The sequence below is a fragment of the Methylorubrum pseudosasae genome (assembly GCF_029504475.1).
Classification (GTDB): Bacteria; Pseudomonadota; Alphaproteobacteria; order Rhizobiales; family Beijerinckiaceae; genus Methylobacterium; species Methylobacterium extorquens.
On record NZ_JAQGDU010000002.1, the window covers coordinates 1735026 to 1760880 of the forward strand.

The 25855-nt window shown below is 68.8% G+C and carries 20 protein-coding genes; 10 read left to right on the top strand and 10 right to left on the bottom strand.

Annotated features, from left to right (window positions below; translation table 11 throughout):
- Positions 1-38: 38 nt before the first annotated feature.
- The gene (locus M2437_RS09095; RefSeq protein WP_499006646.1) at positions 39-2624 is read left to right on the top strand and encodes a condensation domain-containing protein; all 2586 of its coding nucleotides are present in this window, start codon (positions 39-41) and stop codon (positions 2622-2624) included.
- A gap of 71 nt (positions 2625-2695) precedes the next feature.
- Entirely contained in the window at positions 2696-2863 is a 168-nt protein-coding gene (locus M2437_RS09100) for a hypothetical protein (RefSeq protein ID WP_499006648.1), read from the top strand.
- 164 nt (positions 2864-3027) lie between these two features.
- Here the strand turns inward: M2437_RS09100 and M2437_RS09105 are convergent, their stop codons facing one another.
- The 5 genes from M2437_RS09105 to M2437_RS09125 are packed head-to-tail and all read right to left on the bottom strand — an operon-like array spanning position 3028 to position 8334.
- Complete coding sequence (locus tag M2437_RS09105; protein ID WP_253387185.1) at positions 3028-4200, bottom strand: glycosyltransferase; 1173 nt, start codon at positions 4198-4200, stop codon at positions 3028-3030.
- Between the two features lie 11 nt (positions 4201-4211).
- On the bottom strand, positions 4212-5087 hold the full coding sequence (locus M2437_RS09110; RefSeq protein ID WP_253387186.1) for a WecB/TagA/CpsF family glycosyltransferase: 876 nt from the start codon (positions 5085-5087) through the stop codon (positions 4212-4214).
- Positions 5080-6018 carry a GDP-L-fucose synthase gene (gene fcl, locus M2437_RS09115; RefSeq protein WP_253387187.1) on the bottom strand — a complete coding sequence of 313 codons (939 nt, stop codon included), beginning with the start codon at positions 6016-6018 and terminating at the stop codon, positions 5080-5082. Before fcl ends, M2437_RS09110 begins: the two co-directional genes overlap by 8 nt.
- 10 nt (positions 6019-6028) lie before the next feature.
- Positions 6029-7000, bottom strand: coding sequence for an NAD-dependent epimerase/dehydratase family protein (locus M2437_RS09120; protein WP_253387188.1), 972 nt, complete (start codon positions 6998-7000; stop codon positions 6029-6031).
- Positions 6997-8334, bottom strand: coding sequence for a nucleotide sugar dehydrogenase (locus tag M2437_RS09125; RefSeq protein ID WP_253387189.1), 1338 nt, complete (start codon positions 8332-8334; stop codon positions 6997-6999). The genes M2437_RS09120 and M2437_RS09125 overlap by 4 nt, the downstream gene beginning before the upstream one ends.
- 461 nt (positions 8335-8795) lie before the next feature.
- Here M2437_RS09125 and M2437_RS09130 point away from each other — a divergent pair, with 461 nt between their 5' ends.
- The 8 genes from M2437_RS09130 to M2437_RS09165 all read left to right on the top strand — a co-directional run bounded on the left by M2437_RS09130 (position 8796) and on the right by M2437_RS09165 (position 17720).
- On the top strand, positions 8796-9017 hold the full coding sequence (locus M2437_RS09130; RefSeq protein WP_003600889.1) for a hypothetical protein: 222 nt from the start codon (positions 8796-8798) through the stop codon (positions 9015-9017).
- A gap of 435 nt (positions 9018-9452) precedes the next feature.
- The gene (locus M2437_RS09135) at positions 9453-12392 is read left to right on the top strand and encodes a monovalent cation/H+ antiporter subunit A (protein ID WP_253387190.1); all 2940 of its coding nucleotides are present in this window, start codon (positions 9453-9455) and stop codon (positions 12390-12392) included.
- Positions 12392-12760, top strand: a complete 369-nt coding sequence (locus M2437_RS09140) for a Na+/H+ antiporter subunit C (protein WP_003600887.1) — start codon at positions 12392-12394, stop codon at positions 12758-12760. The genes M2437_RS09135 and M2437_RS09140 overlap by 1 nt, the downstream gene beginning before the upstream one ends.
- A complete protein-coding gene (locus M2437_RS09145) occupies positions 12757-14427 on the top strand; it encodes a monovalent cation/H+ antiporter subunit D (protein ID WP_253387191.1) in 1671 nt (556 codons plus the stop codon). Before M2437_RS09140 ends, M2437_RS09145 begins: the two co-directional genes overlap by 4 nt.
- Positions 14424-14912 (top strand): Na+/H+ antiporter subunit E, encoded by a 489-nt coding sequence (locus M2437_RS09150; RefSeq protein WP_253387192.1) that lies wholly within the window; start codon positions 14424-14426, stop codon positions 14910-14912. The genes M2437_RS09145 and M2437_RS09150 overlap by 4 nt, the downstream gene beginning before the upstream one ends.
- Entirely contained in the window at positions 14909-15193 is a 285-nt protein-coding gene (locus M2437_RS09155; RefSeq protein WP_012255673.1) for a K+/H+ antiporter subunit F, read from the top strand. The genes M2437_RS09150 and M2437_RS09155 overlap by 4 nt, the downstream gene beginning before the upstream one ends.
- A complete protein-coding gene (mnhG, locus tag M2437_RS09160) occupies positions 15190-15531 on the top strand; it encodes a monovalent cation/H(+) antiporter subunit G (protein WP_253387193.1) in 342 nt (113 codons plus the stop codon). The genes M2437_RS09155 and mnhG overlap by 4 nt, the downstream gene beginning before the upstream one ends.
- A 122-nt stretch (positions 15532-15653) precedes the next feature.
- Positions 15654-17720 carry a YgiQ family radical SAM protein gene (locus tag M2437_RS09165; RefSeq protein WP_253387194.1) on the top strand — a complete coding sequence of 689 codons (2067 nt, stop codon included), beginning with the start codon at positions 15654-15656 and terminating at the stop codon, positions 17718-17720.
- A 678-nt stretch (positions 17721-18398) separates the two neighbouring features.
- Here M2437_RS09165 and M2437_RS09170 read toward each other — a convergent pair.
- The 5 genes from M2437_RS09170 to M2437_RS09190 form a co-directional block, all read right to left on the bottom strand.
- Entirely contained in the window at positions 18399-19523 is a 1125-nt protein-coding gene (locus M2437_RS09170; protein WP_277570259.1) for a glycosyltransferase family 2 protein, read from the bottom strand.
- A gap of 252 nt (positions 19524-19775) precedes the next feature.
- Positions 19776-20387, bottom strand: a complete 612-nt coding sequence (locus M2437_RS09175; RefSeq protein ID WP_253387196.1) for a hypothetical protein — start codon at positions 20385-20387, stop codon at positions 19776-19778.
- 253 nt (positions 20388-20640) lie between these two features.
- On the bottom strand, positions 20641-21975 hold the full coding sequence (locus tag M2437_RS09180) for a Hint domain-containing protein (protein WP_277570260.1): 1335 nt from the start codon (positions 21973-21975) through the stop codon (positions 20641-20643).
- Positions 21976-22629: 654 nt separating this feature from the next.
- On the bottom strand, positions 22630-23517 hold the full coding sequence (locus M2437_RS09185; protein WP_253387198.1) for a glycosyltransferase family 2 protein: 888 nt from the start codon (positions 23515-23517) through the stop codon (positions 22630-22632).
- Entirely contained in the window at positions 23514-25850 is a 2337-nt protein-coding gene (locus M2437_RS09190) for a right-handed parallel beta-helix repeat-containing protein (RefSeq protein WP_253387199.1), read from the bottom strand. Before M2437_RS09190 ends, M2437_RS09185 begins: the two co-directional genes overlap by 4 nt.
- Positions 25851-25855 lie beyond the last annotated feature (5 nt).

The window sequence follows — 25855 nt, forward strand, 5'->3', positions numbered from 1 at the left end:
CGGGCGGGATGCGGCATTTCACCCAGGAATCGCCGGCCATGACCGGCGAGGTTCACGGCGGCGACGCCTTCACGGCCCGCTGCTCCCACAGCCAGACGCGGTTCTGGCTGCTCGACCAGTTGAGACCCGGCGATCCAAGCCTGCACGTCGCCGCCCGCTGGCGCATTGCCGGGCGGCTCGATGCCGAGATCCTCACCCGCGCCTTCCGCCTCCTGCTCGACCGGCACGAAGCTTTGCGCACGTCGATCGTCGGGGAGGGCGGGCGGCCGGTGCAGCGGATCGCCGGAACGGTGCCGCTGGCCTTCTCCGAAATCGACCTCTCCGGTCTGCCCGGCGACCGCCTCGGCGAAGCGCGCGCGATCGCCGAGTCGGAGGCCGGAAAGCCGTTCGATCTGGCCCGCGCGCCGCTCGTGCGGGTGACGCTGCTGCGGCTCGGGCGCGGCGATTCCCTGCTGCTCGTCACCGCCCATCACAGCATCTGCGACGGCTGGTCGATGGTGGTTCTGGCCCGCGAGTTCGTCGCGATCTACGGCGCCCTGATCCGGGGACAGGTACCGGCTCTGGCGCCTGCGGCCCTGCACTATGCCGACTTCGCGGAATGGGAGATCTCCCCGGCCCTCGCCGAGGCGGCGGAACGCGACCTCGCCTTCTGGGCGCGCTCGTTGCGCGATCTCATCCCGTTCGAGCTGCCGCCGGACCATCCCCGCCGCCCCGGCCGGGAGCGCCGCTTCGCCGCCGAGACCCGCCCGCTTTCCGCCGATCTCGGCGCGCGCATGGAAGCCTACGCGCGGGCGCAGGGCGCGACCCCCTTCGTCCTCGCCTGCACGATCCTGTTCGGGCTCCTGAGCGCGCGCACCGGGCGCGGCGACATCGCCATCGGCACGCAGGTGCTGGGGCGCGACGAGATCGAGCTGGAAGGGGTCGTCGGCACCTTCGTGAACACGCTGGTGCTTCGGACCCATGTCGAAGCGGAGCAGAGCTTCGCCGAGCGGCTGGCGGCGACGCGCCGGACGATCCTCGACGCTTGCGATCACGCGCTCGCCCCCTTCGTCCGGGTGGTGCAGGCGCTGGCGCCCTGCCGCGACGGGCTGCGGCCGCCGCTGGTCTCGGTCAACGTCCGGATGCGGCCGACGCCCCAGGCGACGCCGTCCGGCGGGTCGTCAGTCGGGGAGCCGGCCCCGATCCGCCTCGTCGATCTCGACTACGCCGCCACCGGTAGCTTCTTCGACCTCGATCTCGAACTCGCGCTGGGCGAGGCTGGCTGGCGCCTGATCTGCGAGTACGATGCCGGCCTCTACGCGGCGGAGACCGTCGCCGGCCTGCTCGCGGATTTCGAGCAGGCCGCGCGCGCGGCGGTCGGGGCACGGCTGCCCGATCCGGCCCCCCTGGGAAGGGGCGGGGGAGGGATCGCGGGCGCGCTTGAACAGGCATCCCGGGAAGCGGGACAGCCGGAGGCGGAGGAGACGGCCGCGCGGGTGACGCCGGATGCGGCACCTGCCCCTGAGACGGCGCCTCCCTCGGCGGGCGAGGCGGCGGGCGACCTTCTGCCGACGATACGCACGATCTGGCGGGAGATGCTCGGCCGCCCCGACCTGTCCGACGACGAGGATTTCTTCGCGGCGGGCGGGCACTCGCTGCTGGCCGCCCGCGTCGTCGCGCGGATCGAGGCGGCGACGGGCCGAACCGTTCCGCTCTGGTCGTTCTTCGAGGCGGGTACGGTCGCGCGGCTCTGCGCCTTCCTCAGCGGCGAGGCGGCGGCGGGCGTGCGGCACCGCGCGCTTCAGGAGCCGACGGCGCAGGCGCGGCCGGGCTTCACCGCGATCCACCACGCCGCGGCGGATCAGGAACTCTACCGGCCCCTGTCCGAGGCCCTGGGGGCGGACCATCCCTTCGCGACGCTGCAACTGGAAGGCCGGGTTCCGCCCCACGAGGAAACCCTGGAGCGGCTGGCCGGCGCCTATCGCGAGGCGATCGATGCCGCGCAGCCGCAGGGGCCGATCCGCCTCGTCGGGTTCTGCCGCTCGGGCGTCCTCGCCTTCGAGATCGCCCGGCAGTTCGCGCAGGGCGGCCGGGACGTCGCCCTCGTCGTCCTGATCGATTGCTGGGAGCCCGGCTATATCAGGCGCTTCAAGCCGCTCGCGCGCATGCGAGCGATGGCGGCCTACCGGCGCGGCCGGCTCGCCGCGCTCATCCGCCACGTCCGCCGCGACGGCATCGGCTACCTCGGCTCGCGGGCCCATCTCTGGTTCCGCTCGCATCGCGCCTGGCGCGGGTTGCGGCGCGCCCTGAACCGGGTCGGGCTCGCCACCCTGAGCCCGGAGGACGCGTTCTGGCAAGTGACCGACGAACTCGACGCGCTCGCCCTGGCCTACGAGCCGCGCCCCCATCCCGGGCCGGTGCTGATCGTCCGCAGCGAGAGTGTTCCGGTCGGCCCCGCGCTCGACCCGATGCTCGGCTGGCAGGCCTATGCCGAGAACTGCGAAACGCGTCAGCGTTCCGGGCTTCGGCCACGAGGGCGCGTTCTCTCCCGCCGGCTGTCGGGTGATGGCCGCCAAGATCAGCCTGATGGCGTGCCGGTGATCCGATCTGCCGCACTTCGCCGCACACGCAGCGGGCGAGCCTAGATCGGCTTGCAATCCATTTTCGGCCGAGAGTAATTTAGGTTAATATGCAGCGGGCGGTGCGTGGGGGAGCGATGACGGGCCTGTCGTTGGTGATCTGTGGAGCGATCGGCGTCGGATTTCTCGCGATGCTCTTCCTTCTGCACGAACTCAAGAACGCTCCCTACGACGAGGGCCTCGAACCCGAGCAGGTGGTGTCCGAACTCGAAAAGCAGAGGTTGCGCTACCGGCCGCTGGATTAGCGACGCGATACGGTGGCCGTTCGATCCAAGCGGAAAGCGTCAGGCTCAGCCGGCACGCCGCTCGGGCGAAACCCAGATCCGTCATGCCGAAAGGATCGACCGGATCAGGGATGAGGTCGGGCCCCATCTGCGGACTTGCTCGTACCCCGATAAGCCGCGCGTCCTCAGGCGATGGCGCGCCCGTCCCGCATCCGTGCAGCGAGCGCGGTCCGGTAGACCGTCAGCAGCGTGGCGGTCGTCGCCGTCTCGGTCCAGTCGCGCAGGTACGCGGCACGGGCGGCCACACCCATCCGCCGGGCTTCCTCCGGCCGGGCGCGCAACCGCTCGATGGCCTGCGCGAGGTCGGCCGGGTCGCCCGGCGTCACCAGCAGGCCCGTCACGCCGTCCTCGACGAGACCGGCGAGCGCACCGATCCGAGAGGCGATGACCGGCGTGCCCGCCGCATAGGCCTCGGCCACGACCATCGGCAGCCCCTCGTACCAGAGCGAGGGCACGACGAGGGCGAGTGCCCGGCCCATCCGCGCCCGCATCTCCGCGCGGGGCAGGGCGCCGAGCAGGTTGAGCCCCGGCGCCCCCTCCAGCATCTCCCGCAGCGGCCCTTCGCCCGCGACATCGACCGGTGCGGTAAGGAGCGCGCCGGCTCCCTTCAGGATCTCGACGCCCTTCTCGGGGCTGAGGCGGCCGGCGAACAGGATGCCCTCGCGCGGGCCCTCACTCGGCGGCCCCGGATCGGGCAGGCCGTTGGGCTTCACGAAGATGCGCTGCGCCGGCAATCCCGCCGCGATGAAGCGGCCGCGGGCGAACTCGGTCAGCGCGACGAAGGCATCGACGTCCCGCGTCCAGGTGCCGGTGCGGCGGTGTCGGTCGATCATCCGCGCTACGGCAAACGTGCCGAGCCGCGAGCCGCGGTAGCAACCGTGGCGCACCGCCGCGTAGGAGGAGCCGGTGAGGCAGGTCTCGCAGGGCGCGCCGTCGCGCATCAGCATGGCGCCTGCGCAGGCGAGGCGGAAATTGTGCAGCGTCTGCACGGTCACCGGGCCGAGCGCCCGCACCACCCCATGCATGGCGGGCGAGACCAGCGGAAAGGTGTTGTGGGCGTGGACCACGTCCGGCCGGAAGCGCTCCACTGCCGCGACGACGCGGGCGATGCCGCGGGGCGCATGCGGCGCCTCGAAGGCCGTGCGCAGGCGATCCAGCGGCGTGCGGATCTCGTCGTTGTGGAAGGCCAGGGTCTCGACCGTGCAGCCGGCCGCGGCCAGGGCCGCGGCCTCATGCTCCACCACCGCGTCCTCGCCGCCCCGGATCTGGTAGTGGTTGTGGACGATGAGGACGCGCAACAGAGGGCTCCTTACGTCCGGCGCGGCTCGGGCTGGCGCGCGATCTTCCACAGGAAGACAGGCGCCATGACGAGATAGCGCCGCCACAGCCGCCGGGGCTCGCTCAGGAGCCGGTGCAGCCATTCGAGGGCGAGCACCTGCATGAGTTTCGGCGCACGCTTCACCGCCCCGGAATGGAAATCGAAGGCGGCGCCGACACCGATCAGCACCATGCCCGGCAAACGATCGAGGTGATCGTTCATCCAGATATCCTGCTTGGGCGTCGACATGCCGACCCAGACGATGTGCGGCTCGGCCGCCTTGATCGCATCGGTGAGCCGCGCGTCGAGATCGGGCGCGACGGTGCCGAAGGGCGGGCAAGCGAGGCCGCAGACCTCGGTACCGGGATATTTGCGGGCGAAATTGGCCGCGACCTGCTCGGCCACGCCCTCCTTGCCGCCGTAGAGATAGTGGCGGATCCCGGTGTTCTGCGTGGCCGCGAACATCTCCTCCATCAGCGAGGGGCCCGGTACGCGGCCGGTGCCGTGCGCGCGGAAGAACCGGCTGATGATCGTGAGCGGCGCGCCGTCCGGGGTGATCATGCTGGCCCGCTCGTGCGCGGCCCTCAGATCGGGCTGATCCTGGGCGCACATGATGCCGTGCACGTCGCGCACGCAGATCATGCTGGTGCGCCGCGCCCGCGCCCAGCCGATGATGGTGCGCACGGCGAACGGCATGTCGATGACGCTCACCGGCACGCCGAGGATGCGGGTCGCCGGAAGGCGGTGCGCCGCCGGCCCGTCCGCCTGGACGAGGTAGGGGTCGTTCCGGTTGATCCGGAGCGCGTAGGGCCCGGAGGCCGGAATGGCCACGGCATCCATGGGCAGGCTTCCCTCGATCTCAGCCATGGGCGACATGCTCCTGGAACCACGCATAGGTCGCGGCGATGCCGTCCCGCAGCGGCACCTTCGGCGCCCAGCCGAGGCCACGCAGCTTGTCCGCCGACATCAGCTTGCGCGGGGTGCCGTCGGGCTTGCTCGGATCACGCACGATCTCGCCCTCGAACCCGACGACCTCGCAGACGAGGCGGGTTAGGTCGTAGATCGGGATGTCCTCGCCCGAGCCGACATTGACGTGCTCGGCCTCCGAATAGGTCTTCATCAGGTGCACGCAGGCGTCGGCGCAGTCATCGACGTGCAGGAACTCACGACGCGGCGAACCGGTGCCCCAGATCACCATCTCCCTCGCGCCGGAGCGCTTGGCCTCGTGCGCCTTGCGGATCAGGGCCGGCAGGACGTGGCTGGAATTGAGGTCGAAATTATCGTCCGGCCCGTAGAGATTGGTTGGCATGGCCGAGATGAAGTCGCGGCCGTGCTGCTGGCGATAGGCTTGGGCCAGCTTGATCCCGGCGATCTTGGCGATCGCGTACCATTCGTTGGTCGGTTCCAGCGAGCCGGTGAGCAGGCTCGCTTCGACGATCGGCTGTTCGGCGAATTTCGGATAGATGCAGCTCGAGCCGAGGAACAGCAGCTTGCCGACATCCGCGCGGAACGCCGCCTCGATGACGTTCGCCTCGATCATCAGGTTCTCGTAGAGGAAGTCGGCCGGGTAGGTCGCGTTGGCCAAAATCCCGCCGACCTTGGCCGCAGCCAGGAACACCGCGTCCGGCCGCCGGTCCCGCATCCAGGCGCGCACGGCGGCCTGATCGCACAGGTCGAGTTCCGCCCGCGTCGCGGTGAGGATCTCGCAATCCTCACCCTTCAAACGCCGCACCAGAGCGCTGCCGACGAGGCCGCGATGTCCGGCGACGAAGACGGTCTTGCCCGCCAAGCTGTGCATCGGTCGGCCCCTACAGAAGCGGGTTGGAATCGGTCGGCGCCGGGTTCTCGCGGTACCACGCGACCGTGCGCTCGATGCCCTGGACCAGGGAGACGGAAGGCGCGTAGCCGATCGCCTGTATCTTGCCGATGTCGGGGCAGCGGCGCGGCGTCGCCCCGGCGGCGGCCGGTCCGGCAATCAGATCGACGCGGGTGCCGAGCGCCTCCGCGGTGATCCGGGCGAGATCGCGGATCGCAACCTCCTCCATCGAGCCGATATGGTAGACGTTCATGCTCTCGCCGTCGCGCCACATCCGGACGATGCCGTCGATGACGTCGCTGACGTAGCAGAAGGCGCGGGTCTCGCTGCCGTCGCCCTGGAGCGTGATCGATCCGCCGTCACCGGCCGCGACGATCTTCTCGATGAGCTGCGGCACGACGTGCTTCCAGCCCATATCCGGCCCGTAGATGTTGTGCGGGCGGAAGACTTGGACCTTGCGCAACTTGTCGCGGCAATAGTTGAAGGCGATCAGCTCCGAGATCAGCTTCGACCCGCCATAGGAATAGCGCGGGTTGAGCGAGTCGGGGATGACCATCTCGATGGTCTCGTCCGTCGGCACCACGCGCGGGGTCTGGTAGACCTCCGCCGAGGAGGCGACGACGAGATCGGGCACACCGGCCTCGATACAGGCTTCGGAGACGGCAAGCGCGCCGCGCACGCCGACATCGAGCACGAGCTGTGGCTGCGTGTAGAAGTTCTCCGTGCCGTTGACGGCGGCCAGATGAAACACGCACTCGACGCCTCGGAGCGCCTCGACCAGCGCATCCTTATCACGCACATCGAGCGTCACGCGCTCGATCGCGCCCTGTGCGCTGGCGAGCCGCGAGGCCTGTCCGCGGATGTAGTTGTCGATCGCGACGACCTCGTGTCCCTCGGCCAGGAGCGCGCGGGTGAGGTGGGCGCCGATGAATCCGCCCGCCCCGGTGACAGCCAGTCTGCTCATTGAAACTTACCCACGAGGTTGCCCACGGTGACGTAGCGATTTTCCAGAACCTCCGCCGGCATTTCGCTGAGGTTGTTCCAGTAATCGTAGACGAAGGCGTCGTCCGACATCGTACCGATGATCGTTTCAAGATCGATCTTCGAATATTCCGGATGGTTGTTGGCGATCACAAGCACGTTGGCGCCCTCGCAGGCGGCGGCGAGGCTGTCGTAGGGCGTCAGCCCCGACGAGATCGCCCGGATGTGCTCCATCGGCACCACGCCGTCATAGACCCGGATCTCGGAGAATTGCTCGGTCGCCATCATCTCGCGGATGACGTGGAGCGACATCGACCCGCGCAGGTCGTCGGTCTCCGGGCGGCCCTTGAAGGCGAGGCCGGCGACCACCGCCTTGAACGGTCCGGCGCGGCGGGCCCGCAGCCGCTCGACGAGGCTGCCCACCGTCTCCGCCGGCTGGCGCTCGTTGACGAGGCGGGAGGCCGCGGTGATCTCGAGGTTCACGCCCTGGCCCGAGACCGAGGAGAGCAGGATGTGCGGATCCTTCTCCAGGCAGGGGCCGCCGACGAGGCCCGGCGCGGCGACATTGGTGCGGGTGTAACCGAGTTTGCCGTAGCGGATGACGTCGTTGGCGTTGATGCCGAGCGCATCGCAGGCCCGCGCCACCTCGTTGGCGAAGGCGAAATGGACGTCGCGCGAGGTGTTGTCCACGAGCTTGATCATCTCCGCCGTCTCCGGGCTCGCGACCCGGACGATGGTGTGGGTCAGGCGGCTGAACAGGGCGGCGGCCGCATCGGAGGCGTCCGGCGTCTCACCGCCAACGATCTGCGGCAGGTTGATGAGTTCGCGCATCGCGTCGCCTTCGAGCGTCCGCTCGGGGCACATCGCGAGGTGATAGAGCGTGCCGGTGCGGTCGAGGATCGGCTTGACCACGCCCGTCGTCGTGCCGATCCGCACGGTCGAGCGCAGGATCACCGTGGCACCCTCGGTGAAGTGCTCGGCCACCTCGCGGGTCGCCTCTTCAATCATGTCGAGACGCGGCTCGTGCGAGCCGGGATAGAGCGGGGTGCCGACCGTGATGATGTAGTACTCGGCCCGCGGCACATCGTGCGTCGTGGTGCTCGCGACGAAGCGGCCCTTCTTCACGACGTCGGCGAGGGCGGCCTGAAGCCCCACCTCGGCGAAATGCGGCACGCCGGCATTGGTCTTCTCGACGACGTCGGCCCGCTTCTCGATGCCGTAGACCTGGACACCGCGGCGGGCCAGGGCGACGGACAGGGTCAGGCCGACATAACCGAGACCGATGATGACGACGTTGGGAGCTTTTCTGGCGTCCATAACTTGGTCCCGTCTGTGATCGATCGTCGGAATCTCTGACCCGATTGGGAATCCGGCACGGCGCAAGCGCTCGCCCGCCACCGCTCCACTCCGGGACGGCCGAAACCGTCGGGATTGAACTGTGACCAGTTCAGCAAAGCCTGTGCCTGCGGAAAACCGTATCAAAACGGGATCAACGGCCCGTCAGCGGACACTCAGAGTTCGTCGCGCGAAGATTTCGGGACGTTCGACTGTCAACGGACGGAGTCCGGCGGGCGGAGCATTTGATCCTTGTCGCGTCGGCCGGGGCAGCGGATCGCGATCTGTTCACCCGCCGCGCCGTTTCAATCCCACTGTGCCCGCGCGGCCCATAGCCTCAGCCCGCCCCGGCGCCGCCCAAGCAACGCTTCGCGCCGCGCTTCGTTCGTCCTGCCGGAGACGGTGGGGCGCATCGGGCGCCGCCGGCTTGGAGGGAGACGCGGATGCCGGTTCGGATGACCCAGGAAACGCAGGACGTGATCGACGGCCGGCGGCAGGTGGTGGTGCGGGTTCTGTTCGGCCGGCCGGATGCGGGACGCGACATCGTCGAGGTCTCGGCGACGGTCCGGGTGCCCGCCATAGAATCCGAAACGCAGACGGAGGCCGCCGCGCGGCAGATGGCACGGCGCGCGCTCGAACAGGCGCTGTCGGCCTTCCCGCTCTGAGGAGGGCTCAGCAAACGCTCGGCCGCCGGACGGCCTCGGGTCGGTCAAAGCAGCGCGTTTTGTGAGAGACCTTGAGGATGGCGCCGCGGTTGCCCGACGGCGTCACCTCCGCATCGAGGTGCGTTCGGGGGCAAGGTGTGGATTCTCACGCCGCGCAAGCACCGGGCCGATTTCGCCTTTTCCTCGCCAGTCCCTTGCGGTCGAACCGCCGGACATGCCTTAAGTGCATCAGCGAGTGCCACGCCCACCAGGGCGAGTGGTCTCAACCCGAATCCTGTCGATCCCATAGGGATAGCGGATTGGGGCTTCGCTCGAGCGCTGCGCAGGCTGGGCGATACGCTTCCCGCTTCGAATCGAGCGGAAACCGTATCACTCTCACGCGCGGTCCCCTTTCGTCCTTCAGGCCGCTCTCGAGCCTGCATCTCGCCAGGGTTGATGTCGTCCAACGCTTTTCTCGCCGCCGCTGCGATCCTCCCCTTCGCGGGATCCGTGCTCACGGGCGCCCTGCCGAGCCATGCGCGCACCGCCGCGGCCGTGCTCGCCGGGTTCGTGACCCTGGCCAGCCTCGGCTGCATCCTCGCGCTCACGCCGCAACTGGCCGAGGGCGGCACCGTCGTCCACGCGGTCGAGTGGCTGCCGAGCCTCGGCGTCAACCTCGTCCTGCGGCTCGACGGGCTCGCGTGGCTGTTCGCGGTGCTGGTGCTCGCCATCGGCGCGCTGGTGGTGCTCTACGCACGCTACTACATGGCCGCCGCCGACCCGGTACCGCGGCTGTTCTCCTATTTCCTCGCCTTCGTCGGCGCGATGCTCGGCATCGTTCTTTCCGGCAACCTGATCCAGCTCGTCCTGTTCTGGGAATTGACGAGCATCGTCTCGTTCCTGCTGATCGGCTACTGGTACGACAACGCCGCGGCCCGTGACGGCGCGCGGATGTCGCTGACCATCACCGCGGCGGGCGGTCTGTGCCTCTTGGTCGGAACGGTGCTGATCGGACGCATCGTCGGCAGCTACGATCTGGCCACCGTGCTGGCCTCGGGCGACACGATCCGCAACAGCCCGCTCTACCTGCCGGCCCTTGTTCTGGTTCTGGCGGGTGCGCTCACCAAGTCGGCGCAGTTCCCGTTCCACATCTGGCTGCCGCGGGCGATGGCGGCACCGACGCCGATCAGCGCCTACCTGCACTCGGCCACCATGGTGAAGGCCGGCATCTTCCTGATGATCCGCCTGTGGCCGGTGCTCGCGGGCACCGACGCGTGGTACTGGATCGTCGGCAGCGCCGGCATGGCGACGCTGCTGATCGGCTCGTGGAGCGCGATCTTCCAGCACGACCTGAAGGGTCTGCTCGCCTACTCGACCATCAGCCATCTCGGGCTGATCACGCTGCTGCTCGGCCTGAACTCGCCGCTCGCCGTGGTCGCCGCGATCTTCCACACGGTAAACCACGCGACCTTCAAGGCCTCGCTGTTCATGGCGGTCGGCATCATCGACCACGAGACCGGCACGCGCGACATGCGCCGCCTCTCCGGCCTGTGGCGGGCGATGCCCTATACCGGCACGCTCGCCATGGTCGCCGCGGCGGCGATGGCCGGCGTGCCGTTGCTCAACGGCTTCCTCTCGAAGGAGATGTTCCTCTCCGAGGCGGTCGACAACATGGGCGACCACCCGATCCACATCGCCCTGCCGGTGCTGGCGACGCTGGCCAGCGCCTTCACCATGCTCTACTCGCTGCGCTTCATCCGCCAGACCTTCTTCGGCCCGCCCCCGCACGACCTGCCGAAGACGCCGCACGAGCCGGTGCGGTGGATGCGCATCCCGATCGAGATGCTGGTGCTCGCCTGCATCGCCATCGGCCTCGTCCCGAACCTCACCATTGGCCCGGCCCTGGAACGGGCGGTGAGCGCGGTGTTCGGCGCGGAGACCCCGACCTACAGCCTCGCGATCTGGCACGGCTTCAACGCACCGCTGGCACTCAGCATGATCGCCCTCGTCGGCGGCGTGCTGCTCTACGTCCTGTTCGGAAAGCGCATCAACACCAACCCCCGCGGCGGCCCCTGGCTGATGGACCGCCTCGACGGCGGCTGGGTGTTCGAGCGCGTGATGACCGGGCTGACGAAGGGCGCCCGCCTGCTGGAACGGGCCTTCGGCGCCGAGCGGCTCCAGCCGCAACTACGCATCCTGTTCCTCGCCGCCCTGCTCGCCGCGCTGGCGACCGGCGTCGCCCGCGGGCTCGACCTCTTCGCGCTTGGCCGGCTCACGCCGTTCGATCCCGCCTTCGCGTTGATGTGGCTCGTCGGCGGCGCCTGCGCGATCGGCGCGGCGGAACGGGCGAAGTATCATCGCCTCTCGGCCACGATCTTCGTCGGCGGGGCCGGCCTCGTCAGCAGCCTGACCTTCCTCTGGCTCTCGGCGCCGGATCTGGCAGTGACGCAGATCCTCGTCGAGATCGTCACCACCGTCATGCTGCTGCTGGGCCTGCGCTGGTTGCCCAAGCGTGACCGGGCGATTCCCGCGCCCGCCGCCGAGAAGGCGCGGGCCCGCCGCCGCCGCCTCGTCGATCTCTGCATCGCCAGCTTTGCCGGGCTGGGGCTCGCCGGCCTCGCCTACGCCGTGATGACCCGCCCGGCCGGCGACGGCATCGCGCGCTGGTTCATCGAAGAGGCCTATCCGCAGGCGGGCGGGCGCAACGTCGTCAACGTGCTGCTGGTCGATTTCCGCGCCTTCGACACGCTGGGCGAGATCTCGGTGCTCGGCGTGGTCGGCCTTACGGTGTTCGCGCTGCTGCGCCGCTTCCGCCCGGCGCCGGACAGCCTGGAGCGCCCCAAGCAACAGCACCACCACGACGCCTACGACCGCGCCCGCAAGGGCCGCAAACCCGGCGACACCACCGCCGACGCCCTGATGGTGCCGCGGGTGGTGATGACGTGGCTGTTCCCGTTCATCGTGCTGCTGTCGCTGCACCTGTTCCTGCGCGGCCACGACCTGCCCGGCGGCGGCTTCGCGGCGGGCATCGCGCTCACCATCGCCTTCATCCTGCAATACATGGCCTGCGGCGCGCGGTGGGTGGAGGAGCGCCTGCGCATCCAGCCGATCTCGTGGATCGGTCTCGGCCTGCTCATCGCGGTGGGCGCCGGGGCGGCCTCGTGGGCGTTCGGGCGGCCCTTCCTCACCGCCTACTTCGCCTATTGGGAGCTGCCGCTGCTCGGCAAGGTCCCGGCGGCGAGCGCCCTGGTGTTCGATCTCGGGATCATGGTGCTGGTGGTGGGCGCGAGCGCGCTGATGCTGGTGGCGCTCGCGCACCAATCCCTGCGCCGCACCCGCAGCGCGGAGGCGGAAGCCGAACTGGATGCCGAACAGGCCGGCGAGGAGACGGCGTAATGGAGATCGTGCTGTCGGCCGGAATCGGCGTCTTCGCCGCCTCCGGCGTGTGGCTGATGCTGCGCCCGCGCACCTTCCAGGTGGCGCTCGGGCTCTCGCTGCTGAGCTACGCCGTCAACCTGTTCATCTTCGCCATGGGCCGGCTCACCGTCGGCGCGCCGCCGGTGCTCGGGGCCGGGCCCGAGACCGTCTCGGTCGATGATCCGGTGCCGCAGGCGCTGGTGCTCACCGCCCTGGTGATCAGCTTCGCGCTCACCGCCCTCTTCCTCGTGGTGCTGCTCGCGGCCCGCGGCATCACCGGCAGCGATCACGTCGACGGCCGGGAGCCGCATCACGCCGAACCCACGCCGGAGAACCCGCATCCATGAACGCGCCCCTCCTGAGCGGCCCCGGCGCGGTCCTGTGGTCCGATCATCTCGTCGTCCTACCGATCGTGCTGCCGATCGCCGCGGCCGGTGTCATGTTCCTGATGGACGAGCGGCGCCACCGCCTGAAGTCGGCGATCAGTCTCACCACGGTGCTGGTGCTGCTCGGCATCGCCCTCGCTCTCGTCGGCCGTGCGGCCGAGGCGCCGGAGGTCTATCGCCTCGGCAACTGGGCCGCGCCCTACGGCATCGTGCTGGTGGCCGACCGGCTCTCGGCGGTGATGCTGACCCTGGCCGGCGTGCTGGGGCTTGCCGCCCTCGTCTTCTCCTTCGCGCGCTGGGGCCGGGCCGGCCCGCGCTTCCACGGCCTGTTCCTGCTGCTGCTGATGGGGGTGAACGGCGCCTTCCTCACCGGTGACGTGTTCAACCTGTTCGTGTTCTTCGAGGTGATGCTGGCTGCCTCCTACGGCCTCGTCCTGCACGGCTCGGGCGAAACCCGCATCCGGGCGGGCCTCGGCTACATCGCCGTCAACCTCGTCGCCTCGCTGTTCTTCCTCATCGGCGTCAGTCTGATCTACGGCACGATGGGCACGCTCAACATGGCCGACCTCGCCCGGCGGCTCGCGAGCCCGCCCGCCGAGGCCGCCCTGTTCGAGGTCGGCTGCGCCGTGCTCGGCATCGCCTTCCTCATCAAGTGCAGCGCCTGGCCCCTCGGCTTCTGGCTGCCGACCACCTATTCCGCCGCCACCGCCCCCGCGGCGGCGATCCTGGCGATCCTGAGCAAGGTCGGCGTCTACGTCGTGATCCGCCTCAGCCTGCTCCTGTTCGGGGACGGCAGCTCGGCAGGGTTCGGCCAGAGCTGGATCCTCGTCACCGGCCTCGCGACCATCGCCTTCGGCACCTTCGGCATCCTGGCCGCGCGCCATCTGACGCGGGCGGCGGGCTACGCGGTGATGATCTCGTCGGGCACGGTGCTCGCGGCACTCGGCACCGGCAGCGCGGGGGCGCTCTCCGGCGCGCTCTACTACCTCGTCGGCTCGACCTGCGCGGCCGGCGCCCTGTTCCTCCTGGCCGAGATCCTACAGCGCGCCCGCGACCCGGCGGACGCGGCGCAACCCGTCTTTGCCGACGAGTACCGCGATCCCTTCGACGATGCCGACGCCGTCGAGGTCGGCCGGGCGATCCCCGCGGCCGTGGCGATCCTCAGCAGCGGCTTCCTGCTCTGCACGCTGATGCTCGCCGGCATCCCGCCGCTCTCGGGCTTCGTCGGCAAGCTGGCCATGTTCTCGGGGCTGGCCTCCACCACCATGACTGCCTCGGCCTGGTGGCTGATCGCCGCGCTCACGCTCTCCAGCCTCGGCACCCTGATTCCCCTGGTACGGCTCGGCATCTTCAGCCTGTGGGTGCCCCATGACGACCCGCCGCCGACGATGCGGACGCCGGAACTCGCAAGCCTCAGCGTCCTGCTCGCGGCCTGTATCGCGCTCGCGCTATGGGGCGGGCCGGCGCTCGCCTACAGCGAGGCTACCGTGCGCTGGCTGTCGCAGCCGCAGGACTACGTCCGCGCTGTCCTCGATTCCGGCAAAGGTGAAGCGGGTAAGAGCAGCGCAGGCAAGAGCGGCGCAGGCAGCGGCGGCGCGGGCGAGGGTGCAGCGGGAGCAAGGCCATGAACGCGCTTCTGCCCCACCCCTTCCTCTCCGCCGGCCTCGTCCTGATGTGGCTGCTGCTGAACGCGCCGCCGACGCCCGGCAACGTCCTGCTCGCATTCCTCGTCGGGCTGACCGTGCCGGCGGTGATGCGGGCGCTGCGCCCCAGACCGGTGCGGGTCCGCCGCCCCGGTCTCGCCGTGCGGCTGCTGTTCACCGTCCTCTACGACATGCTGCGCTCCAACATCGACGTGGCCAAGATCATCCTCGGCCTGCATCGCGGCGAGCGGCGCACCGGCTTCGTCTCGGTCCCCCTCGACATGACGACGCCGTTCGGCCTGTCGGTGCTGTCGATTATCCTGACCGCCACGCCCGGCACCCTCTGGGTCCAGTACGATTCCCATACCGGGCGCCTGCTGATGCACCTTCTCGACGACACCGACAGCGAGAGCTGGGTCCGCCGCGTCAAGGACCGCTACGAGCGCCCCCTGATGGAGATCTTCGCGTGAGCGCCGCCACCATCCTCGATTGGGGCCTCGGCCTCGCCCAAGGCATGCTGGTGCTGGCGATGGCGTTGGCGGCGTGGCGGATGCTGCGCGGCCCCCGCGCCCAGGACCGCATCCTCGGCCTCGACACGCTCTACCTCAACGGCATGCTGGCGATCGTCGTCCACGGCATGCGCACCGGCAGCGGCCTCTATTTCGAGGGCGCGCTGATCCTCGGCATGATCGGCTTCACCGCCACCGTGGCGCTCGCCAAGTTCCTGATGCAGGGCGAGGTGATCCAGTGACCGGCGCCGACCTGCCCGCCTGGGCGGCCTGGATCGTCGTGGCGCTGGCGCTCGGCGGCGCCGGCTTCTCGCTGACCGGCGCGCTCGGGCTCATCCGCCTGAAGACCTTCTACGAGCGCGTCCACGCCCCGACGCTCGGGGCCACGCTCGGCGCCTTCCTGATCCTGGCCGGCTCGATGCTGCTGCTGTCGCTGATCGAGGGCCACATCGTCCTGCGCGACGTGCTGATCGGCCTGTTCATCACCGTCACCACGCCGGTGACGATGCTGCTGCTCGCCCGCGCCGCCGCCCACCGCGACCGCACCGAGAAGAACCCGAAGGCCCCGCCCGAGCCGTGATGTTTTTGGCGTGAGGGCCGGCGCCGGGCCCGCTCATCGCAGCGGGTTCAGGATCGAGGGGCGACGGATGGCCCGCTTGCTCTTCGTTGAGCTCGCGGCCTTGGCGGCCTATGGATAGCCCCATGGAACTCCGAGCTTCAACTGAGCGATCCTTGGCTCCCGTAGCCCCCTTGGCTCCCGTGGCCCCCTTGGCTTGCAAACCGCCCCCCGGAACGGCTGCGCCGTTCCTGCCGATGAGCCGCGCCGAGATGACGGCGCTCGGGTGGGACGCCTGCGACATCGTCCTGGTGACCGGTGACGCCTACGTGGATCATCCCAGCTTCGGCATGGCGATCATCGGCCGGCTGCTCGAAGCGCAGGGGTTCCGGGTCGGCATCATCGCGCAGCCCGACTGGCAGTCGGCGGAGCCGTTCAAGGCCCTGGGCAAGCCGCGCCTGTTCTTCGGCGTCACCGGCGGCAACCTCGATTCGATGGTGAACCGCTACACGGCGGACCGTCGCTTACGCCATGACGACGCCTACACGGCCGGCGGGGAAGGCGGCCGGCGGCCGGATCGCTGCACCATCGTCTACACGCAGCGCTGCCGCGAGGCCTACAAGGACGTGCCGATCGTGCTCGGTGGCATCGAGGCGTCGCTGCGCCGGATCGCCCACTACGATTACTGGTCCGACAAGGTGCGCCGCTCGATTCTGGCGGATGCGAAAGCCGATCTGCTCCTCTACGGCAATGCCGAGCGCGCCGTGGTCGAGGTGGCGAACCGCCTCGCGGCCGGCGAAGCGCCGCACGAACTCGAGTCGGTCCGGGGTGTGGCCCTGTTCCGCCGCGTGCCCGAGCATTACACCGAGCTGCCCGCCGACGATCTCGACTCGACGGACGAGGCCGCCGCCCGTCGGCCCGGCGACACCGTGATCCGGCTCCCCGCCTACGACGAGGTCAAGGACGACAAGGAGGCCTATGCCCGCGCCTCGCGCGTGCTGCACCGCGAGGCCAATCCCGGCAACGCGCGCCCGCTCGTCCAGCGCCACGGCGACCGCGACCTGTGGCTGAACCCGCCGCCGATCCCGCTGACCAGCGACGAGATGGATGCGGTCTACGACCTGCCCTACGCGCGTGCGCCCCACCCGTCCTACGGCGACGCGAAGATCCCCGCCTGGGACATGATCAAGTTCTCGGTGACGATCATGCGCGGCTGCTTCGGCGGCTGCACCTTCTGCTCCATCACCGAGCACGAGGGCCGCGTCATCCAGAACCGCTCTGAGGGCTCGATCCTGCGCGAGATCGAGCGGATCCGCGACAAGACGCCGGGCTTCACCGGGGTGATCTCGGATGTCGGCGGGCCGACCGCGAACATGTACCGGATGGCCTGCAAGGACCCGAAGATCGAGGCGGCGTGCCGGCTGCCGTCCTGCGTCTTCCCGGACATCTGCCCCAACCTGAACACCTCGCACGACGACCTGATCCGGCTCTACCGCAAGGTCCGCGAGGTGAAGGGCGTCAAGAAGGTGATGGTCGCCTCCGGCGTGCGCTATGACCTCGCGGTCCGAAGCCCCGAATACGTCGAGGAGCTCGTGACCCACCATGTCGGCGGCCGTCTCAAGATCGCGCCCGAGCACACCGAGCGCGGCCCCCTCGACCTGATGATGAAGCCGGGCATCGGCACCTACGACCGCTTCAAGGAGATGTTCGACGCCGCCGCCAAGAAGGCCGGCAAGAAATATTACCTGATCCCGTATTTCATCGCGGCGCATCCGGGCACGACCGACGAGGACATGCTGAACCTCGCGCTCTGGCTCAAGAAGAACGACTACCGCGCCGATCAGGTCCAGACCTTCCTGCCCTCGCCCATGGCGACGGCCACGACCATGTATCACACCGAGATCAACCCGCTGCAGGGCGTGCGCCGCGGCGGCAGCGAGCCCGTCGATGCGATCAAGGGCCTGCGGCAGCGGCGGCTGCACAAGGCGTTCCTGCGCTACCACGACCCCGAGAACTGGCCCCTGCTTCGCGAGGCGCTGCGCGAGATGGGCCGCGCGGATCTCATCGGGCCGAGGCCGGACCAGCTCGTGCCGTTCTCGCAGCCGCCGGGAACGGGCTTAGGCGTGGGCAAGGGGCGGGGCCAGCCGCGCCCCGTACGCTCCGCGGGTGGCGGGCAGCGCTTCACCACGAAAGGCGTGCCGTTCAGGAAGTGACGGCCTCACGCGCGTGATACGGTTTCCGGTTGATCGCTTTCGGGAACCGTTGCTTCCGCTCTCCCTGCGCCGGGAAGCGTGGCGAGGCGGCAGCCGAAGGTAAGGGGGCTTGGCCGGAAGCGCCTCTTGCCGAGCCGCCACCGGCGGCGCCCGTCACCCCCGCAGCCGCGCCACCGCCATCTTCCTCACCCGGCTCGCGTAGAACGAGAGAAACCCGCGCTGGGCGTGATCGCCGGGGGTGCGCAGGACGAGGCCCGGATCGACCAGCATCCGCCGGCCCGTGGCGGAGGTCGTCGCGGCCTGTTTTCCCGTTCTACCGAAGCCCCCGGAACGTCGGCTTGCCAGTAGTCTGAGCCACCTTGGACGACCGAGCTTGGCCCGATCGTCACCGTCAGCTTCGAGGCTCGGGAGGAGAGGAGGCTCGGCTCAGGTAAAGGGCTCAAAATGCCCTCTTCGAGTTCTCTCAATACGCTTTCGTGACGTCCGATCACGCTTCAGGATGGCCCGAGACCTCGACCCGTCGCTGCACTTCGACTCCCGACCCTCACACGATCCGCGACGGCGAGATCGGAGCCAGAGCTGTGCCCCTTGCGTCAGGTCTAATCGGCGCATGCGACAGGTGGAGGCTGGCCGTGCGGCTCGATCCTTCCCACGGCCTGCTCTCGCAAGAGACCGGCGTCAGGGGGACTGGCGTAGCCTGTCGAGGGCGAAGCGCATGTTAGCCAGGAAGCGCGGACGCTCCGCATCCGGCACCTGTCCGCTCTCAAGGGCACGCAGGCACGCATCGAGGCATTCAAGGTTGCTGTCGCACCAGTAGGCGTTGACCGCGAACTCGTCGTAGAGGCCGTAGGCGTAGATCCAGGTTTCGACGAACAGGGCGTCCGCCGGAGCCGGCAGACCGAGCGACGGCTCGGCCACGGCTCGACCCTGCGCATAGCGGCACAGAAGGCGGCAGAGGCGGCTGGCGGCGTGGGCGGCCTCGGCCCGTCCGGGCACGGCCGCGCTGGCCCGGGCATAGGTCGCGAGGATGAGGTCGAGATCGCGGCCCAGCCGCTCCATCATCCGTCCGGCCTGGAGCAGACTGACATAGACCTCCTCGATCCAGAAGCCGAGCTCGGCCCGGCGCAGATAGGCCTCGAGCGCCTTGGCGGGCTGGCCGCAATCGCGGTAGCTCTGCGCGAGATAGAAGGTGTAGCGCGCCACGAGGAAAGGGTCCGTCTCGGTCGCGAGCGCGCTTTCGAGGACCTGCGCGTCCCGGTGGTAGGTCTGCGGGTCGCGGCGGCGGGCGCCGTCGTGGTTGCGCACCATCGTCACCGGCAGCGCGCCGGCGGTGGAGGCCACGTCTCCGCAGGTCAGGAACTCGTGCAGCACACCTCGGTAGCGCCAGGGCAGCGCGGAGCGGACGATTTGCGTGCGCTGGTAGACGATCCCGTCATCCGCGATATCAAGGATGTAGGCATCGGCCTCTAGATCCGGCAAAACGAAGCCGGGCGGAATGCGGAGCGTGTCGTCGGCGTCGATGATCAGCGTGAATGTCCCGTGCGCGCGCGCAAGGGCGAGGGCCTCGCTGCGGTTGTGCGCGAAATCCTGCCAGGGCCGCTGGTGCAGGGTGCCGGGCAGATCGCGCAGTGCATCGCCGATGATCGCCTGCGTCCCGTCCGTTGAGCCAGTATCGACGATGACCCAGCGATCGATGATCGGCCGGACTGAGGCGAGGCAGCGCTGGATGACGTGCGCCTCGTTCTTGACGATCATGCACAGGCAGACGGTCTGGCCAGTCGGCGTCACGGGAAGAGGCCTCATACGTCGAAGAGAGTACAGCCGCCGGAGCACGGCGCCCTCACGATATCGAATGCACGCTGCCTGTCTTTCCCAAACCGAGATGCGCGCAGCGTCGCATCTCAAGCATTCGATCCAGCATCAGCACGATATACATTGGCAAAATTCGACAGAAAAATATTCGCCATACACACAAGCAGTCTGGCACAAAGCAGATACCTGGCTGAATTATTCAGTCTGCAAACAGCATTTGAGGATACTGCTTCGCTGATGGGCTTAGGAACGGCGATACTGCGTGTCCAGATAATGAACGAGGGGCACGCGTAGATCGGCCGCAGCCCACGGCGTGCGCGTCTCGGGTGTCAGATCGGTCATCGTCGATTTGCGGTAATGCCCCGCGTCGAAATGCGGCGACGGGTCGATATCTCGGGCGGCCCCGAAGCGCAGGTGATGCGCGAAGGGATCGCGGTTCGGGCCGATCTCGACACCATAGCGGTCGAGATAGAAGGCGAGATCGAAGTCCGGGTTGGGCGCGAAACGCTGACTGCGCCGGTGGGCGAGGTAGTGGGCCAGCGCGTTGGCCCGGCTCGGCAGCCGGTAGGTTCGCGCGTACCAGTGCGGGTCGAAATAGCAGACCGGGCGGCAACCGGCGCTCTCGCCGATCGTGAGGTAATGCACGAGCGGGTTCCGGTCGGCTCCCTCAAGATACCGGTCGCGATACCAGAGCGGATCGAAGTAGAGGTTCGGCCGCCGGCCCTCGCGCCAGCCGAAACGGCAGAAATGCTCGATCGGCTCCGCCTCCTCACGCATCACGTCGGGGGCTTCGAACAGGTAGAGCGACTCGTCGAACAGCCCGGAGCCGGCGATCAGGCGCCGCTGCCTGAGCAACCGGGCCTGAACGGACCAGGAACGGGCAGCCGCCCTCCATCGACGAAGCCGATTGGCCATCACATCTGTCTCGGCTGAGTCCGCACGGGCTTCTGCGCGGCGAGGAAACCGGCCCGGCCGGCCGATCGGTCCGCAGGTCAGGCCGCTGCGCCCCGACCGATTTCGGAGCAGGGTTCATCGGGGCCGGGGCCAGAACCGCCTCCGCATCGCGGGGCGTTCGGCGCTGAGAAAGGTCTCAGCGCCGAAGCGATCGTCACGCGGTGCGGCGGCTGAGGCCGAGACGTGCCCGCCAGCCGGTACCCGGCTGCCGCTGCGCCTCCCAGATGTCGGCCTGACGCTCCAGTTGCGCCCGCACCGTTCGCAGCTTGGCCCCGGCAATCACGTAGGGCGCACAGCCCCCCTCATGCGCCATCGCCGCGAAGGTCGGGTGCAGGATCAGCGGCGCTCCGCCGTTCTCGAAGAAGCCGCGGTTGTCCACGTCGAGATAGCTTTCCGTCGGCAGCCCCTCGGCCAGTAGGAGCGCATGCCGCTCCAACTCGACGTGCAGGTATTCGACCGACGTGACCTCAACCCGTGTGATCGTGCGGTCGTTGACGAGGCAGATCGCGGGGATGAGAACGCCGTCGCAGTAGAGGCCGTGGCCGGGCGAGACGATGAGGTCCCGCACTGGCAGGCCCTGACCGAAGGCGCCGGCGGCGATCCGCACGGGGTGAGCGGTGGTGGGCTGCGGATGCGTCCGCAGATCGAGGAAGCGACGGCCGATCCAGCGTACGGTGGCGACGGCGCCGTCGGCGAGGCTCACGACATCGCCGGGCTGCAGGTGCTCGATCGCGCGCTCGCCATCCGGCGTCGCGATGCGGGTGCCGGGCGTGAAGCAGATGACGGGACCGGTACCGCCGGTGGCCCCGGTGCCGCCGGTGGCTCCTGTGCCACCGGTCGCTCCGGTGCTGCCCGTGGCTCCTGTGCCACCGGTCGCTCCGGTTCCGCCCGTGGCTCCCGTGCCGCCCGTTGCTCCCGTGCCGCCCGTTGCTCCCGTGCCGCCCGTTGCTCCCGTGCCGCCCGTGCCGCCCGTGCCGCCCGTTGCTCCCGTGCCGCCCGTTGCTCCCGTGCCGCCCGTTGCTCCCGTGCCGCCCGTGGCTCCGGTGCCGCCGGTGCCGCCGGTGGCTCCGGTGCCGCCCGTCGCCGCTACTGCGTAATCACCGAGGGCATTATTGGTGTCCGCTGTAAAGCGCGTCCGAGTTGTCCCGGCCGGAGGATTTGATCCGTACAACTGAGTATTCGACAGAATGTATCGATAATTCCCCTGGTCCGTCTCTCCGGGAGGAATGGCATTGCTGGTAAACAATATCATATTCGAGTTGTCGAATTGGGTTGCAGTGAGCTGCACCGATTTTCCGGCAAATGCGGCTGGCGCGTCGGCCCCGTAAGTCAAGCTGACCGTGCTACCCGGTCCGTTGACCGTCCCCATGACGCTGACAGAGTAGGTGGAGGCAGCATCGACTTGGAAATTACCAGATGCCCCGCCGTCATCGGTTCCAAGAAATCCAGGAGCATAGACCGTATTATTAAAATTGATCGGCAGCGCCATTGCGTCCTCTCCCCTTTGTAGAAGAATCCAAATTTCCGACTTTGCTTGAACTAAGCCAATTTAAAAGTCGGAAAACCGCGACTCATTCTTGTTGATTATTTATCAGGCGATGCCGCGGATGTGATCAACCCTTCGCCTTCATAAGAAGCATGACGGGAACGCTCATCGCCAGCAATCCCTCCAATCCTATAGTGCGTCTGGAAACTTATCGACTTCCAACGTTCGGATGTCGCTGTGCTGCATCTGCAACATATTTCCTGGGAAAAACGTACGAAAAAAGGAAGTTAGGCAAAGTATGCAGGATGAAATGGCAATTTATCTGCTTCATTTGACCGGTATCGACTGCCTGGAATCCAGGTAGCGACTGCTCAGCGCGCGATAGGCTGCGAGTGCGAGCGGGAGACCGGCCGACTTCAACGAGCGATCGCGCTGAACATACAACCGACAATTCGGTGCAGCGGTCAGCGATCGTCCGACAGACATCTGTCTTGATTTGCAGGCGGGACGTCAGCTTCCCGGTTAGACCCTGACGGCCACTCCCCACGACGGGAAAGGATTGCAACTCGATCCAAAACGCTGGTCCTCAGCCTCCGGATACCGGAATGCGGTGGAGGGCCATCACGCCGATATGTCTCGGCACAAGCCCGGACGGCCTCACCCCCGCAGGCGCGCCACCGCCATCTTCCGCACCCGGCTCGCGTAGAACGAGAGAAACCCGCGCTGGGCGTGATCGCCGGGGGTGCGCAGGACGAGGCCCGGATCGACCAGCATCCGCCGGCCCGTGGCGGCGGCGATGCGGCGGTTGAGAGTGAGATGCTCGCAGCGCGCGTAATCGTCGTCGAGATAGGAGCCGAGCCGGTAATCCGCGCCGCGGTAGAGCGTCAGCCCGTTGAAGGCCGAGAGGCAGGTGGTCTCGCGCTCCCGCGTCAGAGCGCTTTGCGCCGGGTAGATCGTGTCGGAGAAGAAGCGGTAATAGCCGAGCGCGCCGCGGCGGTGTCGGGCGATGTCGTCGAGAAGGTACTCGTAGCTCACCGCCTCGTCCTCGTAGGCGAGCAGATCGTAATAGTGCGGCTGCGACGCCGCCGAGACGGCGAACAGGCCCGGCCGCTCCAGCTTGGCCAGCGCCGCGAGAACCGCCCCCGCTTCGGGCGGGCGCGCCATGACGTTGTCGATGTCGGCGACACAGACATAGGCGGGCGCCGGCCCCTGACCGTCGAGCACGCGCTTGAGATGTTCGCGGCCCCGGGCCATCCGCGCCAGCCGGCCGCGGATGTCGGACATGAAGGCGGTGGGGACATGGCTGAGCTCGCCCCGCGCCTGCGCCGCATAGAGCAGCGCCCCGGTGCCGTCGCGGGAATCGTTTTCGCCGACGAGGGCGCGGCAATCGAGCCCCGCGTCCCTCAGGGAGGACAGGAAGCGCAGGAAGGCGGGGAGGGTGGCCGCACAATTGCGCGCCAGGGCCAGCACCACGATGTCGGGGCGCTCGGCATCGACGGGGTCTTGCAAGGAGTCTTGCACGCGGCCTTGCACCGGGTCGCTCATCGCGCGGCTTCCTTCGGGGTCTTGGGTAGGGCGGGGGATTGGGCGGTACGTCCGGCCGTCCGGCAGGCGCAGGGGACTTGAGCCGCGATCTCGCGCTGCGGATCGAGGGTAAGCGTCCGGTTGAGGGACCAGAGCGTGCCGGCGCAGTTCTTGGCATCCCACCACGGGTTGGGCCGGCCGGTGCGGGCGCGCCAATCGACGCTGTTCCCGCTCACCGTCACGGTGTGGCAGGGCTCGGCGTACTGGTTCCAGACCGAGATGCCGACATTGGTGAAGAGCTGCGGCCGGGCGATCACCACGTTGTCGGCGATGGTCATGTGGCTTCCGCTGGCCACCGCGATCCCGTACTGGCCCGGATCGATCAGCAGGTTGTCGCGGGCTTCCAGATAGGCGCCGCCGCCATCGCCGAGCATGATCCCTCCGCCGGATTGGCTCGGACCGCCGCCGACGAGGCGGTTGCGGCTGACCAGGATCGGCCGGCCCGGCTCGCCACGCGATTGGAACAGGCTGATCGCGTCCTCCGGCACGCCGCGGCCGGGCTCGTTCTCGCCGATGTTGCAGGAGATGCCGTTGCCGGGCCCCTTCACCTTGTCGAACTGCACGAACTGGCCGGCGGGGATCGGACCCCGGACGTTGCGCACGCTGTTGCAGCGGACCTCGACCCCGGTGGAGGAGAGCGCGCGGATGCCCGAGAGGGTGTTGTCGATCCGGTTCTCCTCGATCGTGACGCCGTCGCTCCCCTCGACATAGATGCCGACATCCCCAGTGTCGCGGATCGTGAGATTGCGGATCGTCACGTTGCGCGAACGCTCGATCCGCACCCCCTCGCCGCCGCACGGCCCGAGGTCGAGGTTCTCGATCGTCCGGTCGGAGACGTCGCGCAGCACGAGGCAGGGGCCGGACGGGTCGCTGACCGTGCGACGGCTCTCTTCGGCACGGGCGGGCGCAGCGGGCCAGGGCGCGAGCAGCGCGAGACCGGCGAGTGCGCCCAGGGACATGCCCCGCACTCGTCCGGGCCGGAACGGCGTGTCGAGCGGGAGGGCGGCAGCCTGCGCCCGGAAGATCATCGCGGCACCGATACCGATGCCGATCAGCGTCCAGAACGGAATCGCCAGCATCGGCCCTTCCAGGGCGACGTCGAAGCTCGCATCGATGACGATCGAGGCGACGTAGCAGGCGATGAACAGGAAGAAGCTCTCCCATTTCCGCTCGCCCATCCGGCGCGCTCGCCAGAAGGCGGCGAGCATGGCCGCCATCCATACGGCGCAGGTGAGGAGCCACAGGGCGAGGCCGGGCACGCCGCTGCGGGCGAGGTAGGTCATGTGGATGCTGTGCGGACTGCGCAGGGTCGGCCCGCCATTCTCCAGCCCGACCACGTAGCCGTCGGTTTCGGCCAGATTCGGCCCGAAGCCCTTGCCGGTCCAGAAATAAGGCCCGTTCACGGTGTAGCCGACGATGGTGTTCCACCAGCGCAGCCGCCACTGCTTGGTGTCGTCGAGGTTGCCGCCGCTGCTCGGGGCGACGATGCTGACGATGTTGTTCACCACCGCCGCCGCGCTGACCGGCCGGTCGCTGTTGGGCAGTTCCACCTCGACATCGAGGGCGGCGGCGGCGCCCAGAAGGCCGGCGCCGAGGATCAGCGTCGCGGCCATCCGCTTCCATTGCCCGACCGCCAGAAGGGCGAGGCAGACCGGCACCGCGATCGCCAGCATCGAGCCGCGGTTCTGCGCGGCGGCGAGCACCGCGCCGAGGCCGACGAAGGCGACCCAGCCCGGCCCGACCCGGACGAGGCCGACCAGCGCCAGAACGCAGGCACCGGTCAGATGGGCAGAGAGTTCGCCCGCCCGCGCCGCGAAGAACGGCACGTCGCCGAGGATGAAGGCGATGATCGCCATCGGGATCGCGATGCGCGCGAGCCAGCGGAACATCCGCAGCAGGGTCCCGAGCCGGCGCGGATCGTCGAGCAGGAGGGCGATCATGACGAAGGCGTAGCCGCCATAGAGCGCGACCGCGCCGTCGCGCAGGGCATCGACCCGGTATTCGCGCAGGCCGGTGAGCGTCCGCAGCAGCACCCAGCCCATCAGCGCGGCCAGACAGAGTGCGGGTGCGGTGGCGAGCCCAGCCACGAGGTTGATGCCCGATCGCGCCCGCAGCGCGGCGAGCAGCCCCAGCAGGAACAGCAATTCGCCGGCATAGAGCGGCGGCAGGCCGAGATAGGCGAAGCTCTTGCCGAAGATCATGTACCCGGCAAACGCGATGCCGAGCGCCGCCAGGAACAACTCCGCAAGGCGGCTTTCCCGCGACAGGGCCGGGACGGTCGTCGTCGCTGCCATCAACA

What these genes read in the sequence shown, in the direction of transcription:
- M2437_RS09095 (WP_499006646.1), top strand. Translation starts at nt 39, where the DNA reads ATGACCGGCGAGGTTCACGGCGGCGACGCCTTCACGGCCCGCTGCTCC.
- M2437_RS09100 (WP_499006648.1), top strand. Translation starts at nt 2,696, where the DNA reads ATGACGGGCCTGTCGTTGGTGATCTGTGGAGCGATCGGCGTCGGATTT.
- M2437_RS09110 (WP_253387186.1), bottom strand. Translation starts at nt 5,087, where the DNA reads ATGGCTGAGATCGAGGGAAGCCTGCCCATGGATGCCGTGGCCATTCCG.
- fcl (WP_253387187.1), bottom strand. Translation starts at nt 6,018, where the DNA reads ATGCACAGCTTGGCGGGCAAGACCGTCTTCGTCGCCGGACATCGCGGC.
- M2437_RS09120 (WP_253387188.1), bottom strand. Translation starts at nt 7,000, where the DNA reads ATGAGCAGACTGGCTGTCACCGGGGCGGGCGGATTCATCGGCGCCCAC.
- M2437_RS09125 (WP_253387189.1), bottom strand. Translation starts at nt 8,334, where the DNA reads ATGGACGCCAGAAAAGCTCCCAACGTCGTCATCATCGGTCTCGGTTAT.
- M2437_RS09130 (WP_003600889.1), top strand. Translation starts at nt 8,796, where the DNA reads ATGCCGGTTCGGATGACCCAGGAAACGCAGGACGTGATCGACGGCCGG.
- M2437_RS09135 (WP_253387190.1), top strand. Translation starts at nt 9,453, where the DNA reads ATGTCGTCCAACGCTTTTCTCGCCGCCGCTGCGATCCTCCCCTTCGCG.
- M2437_RS09140 (WP_003600887.1), top strand. Translation starts at nt 12,392, where the DNA reads ATGGAGATCGTGCTGTCGGCCGGAATCGGCGTCTTCGCCGCCTCCGGC.
- M2437_RS09145 (WP_253387191.1), top strand. Translation starts at nt 12,757, where the DNA reads ATGAACGCGCCCCTCCTGAGCGGCCCCGGCGCGGTCCTGTGGTCCGAT.
- M2437_RS09150 (WP_253387192.1), top strand. Translation starts at nt 14,424, where the DNA reads ATGAACGCGCTTCTGCCCCACCCCTTCCTCTCCGCCGGCCTCGTCCTG.
- M2437_RS09165 (WP_253387194.1), top strand. Translation starts at nt 15,654, where the DNA reads ATGGAACTCCGAGCTTCAACTGAGCGATCCTTGGCTCCCGTAGCCCCC.
- M2437_RS09170 (WP_277570259.1), bottom strand. Translation starts at nt 19,523, where the DNA reads ATGAGGCCTCTTCCCGTGACGCCGACTGGCCAGACCGTCTGCCTGTGC.
- M2437_RS09180 (WP_277570260.1), bottom strand. Translation starts at nt 21,975, where the DNA reads ATGGCGCTGCCGATCAATTTTAATAATACGGTCTATGCTCCTGGATTT.
- M2437_RS09185 (WP_253387198.1), bottom strand. Translation starts at nt 23,517, where the DNA reads ATGAGCGACCCGGTGCAAGGCCGCGTGCAAGACTCCTTGCAAGACCCC.
- M2437_RS09190 (WP_253387199.1), bottom strand. Translation starts at nt 25,850, where the DNA reads ATGGCAGCGACGACGACCGTCCCGGCCCTGTCGCGGGAAAGCCGCCTT.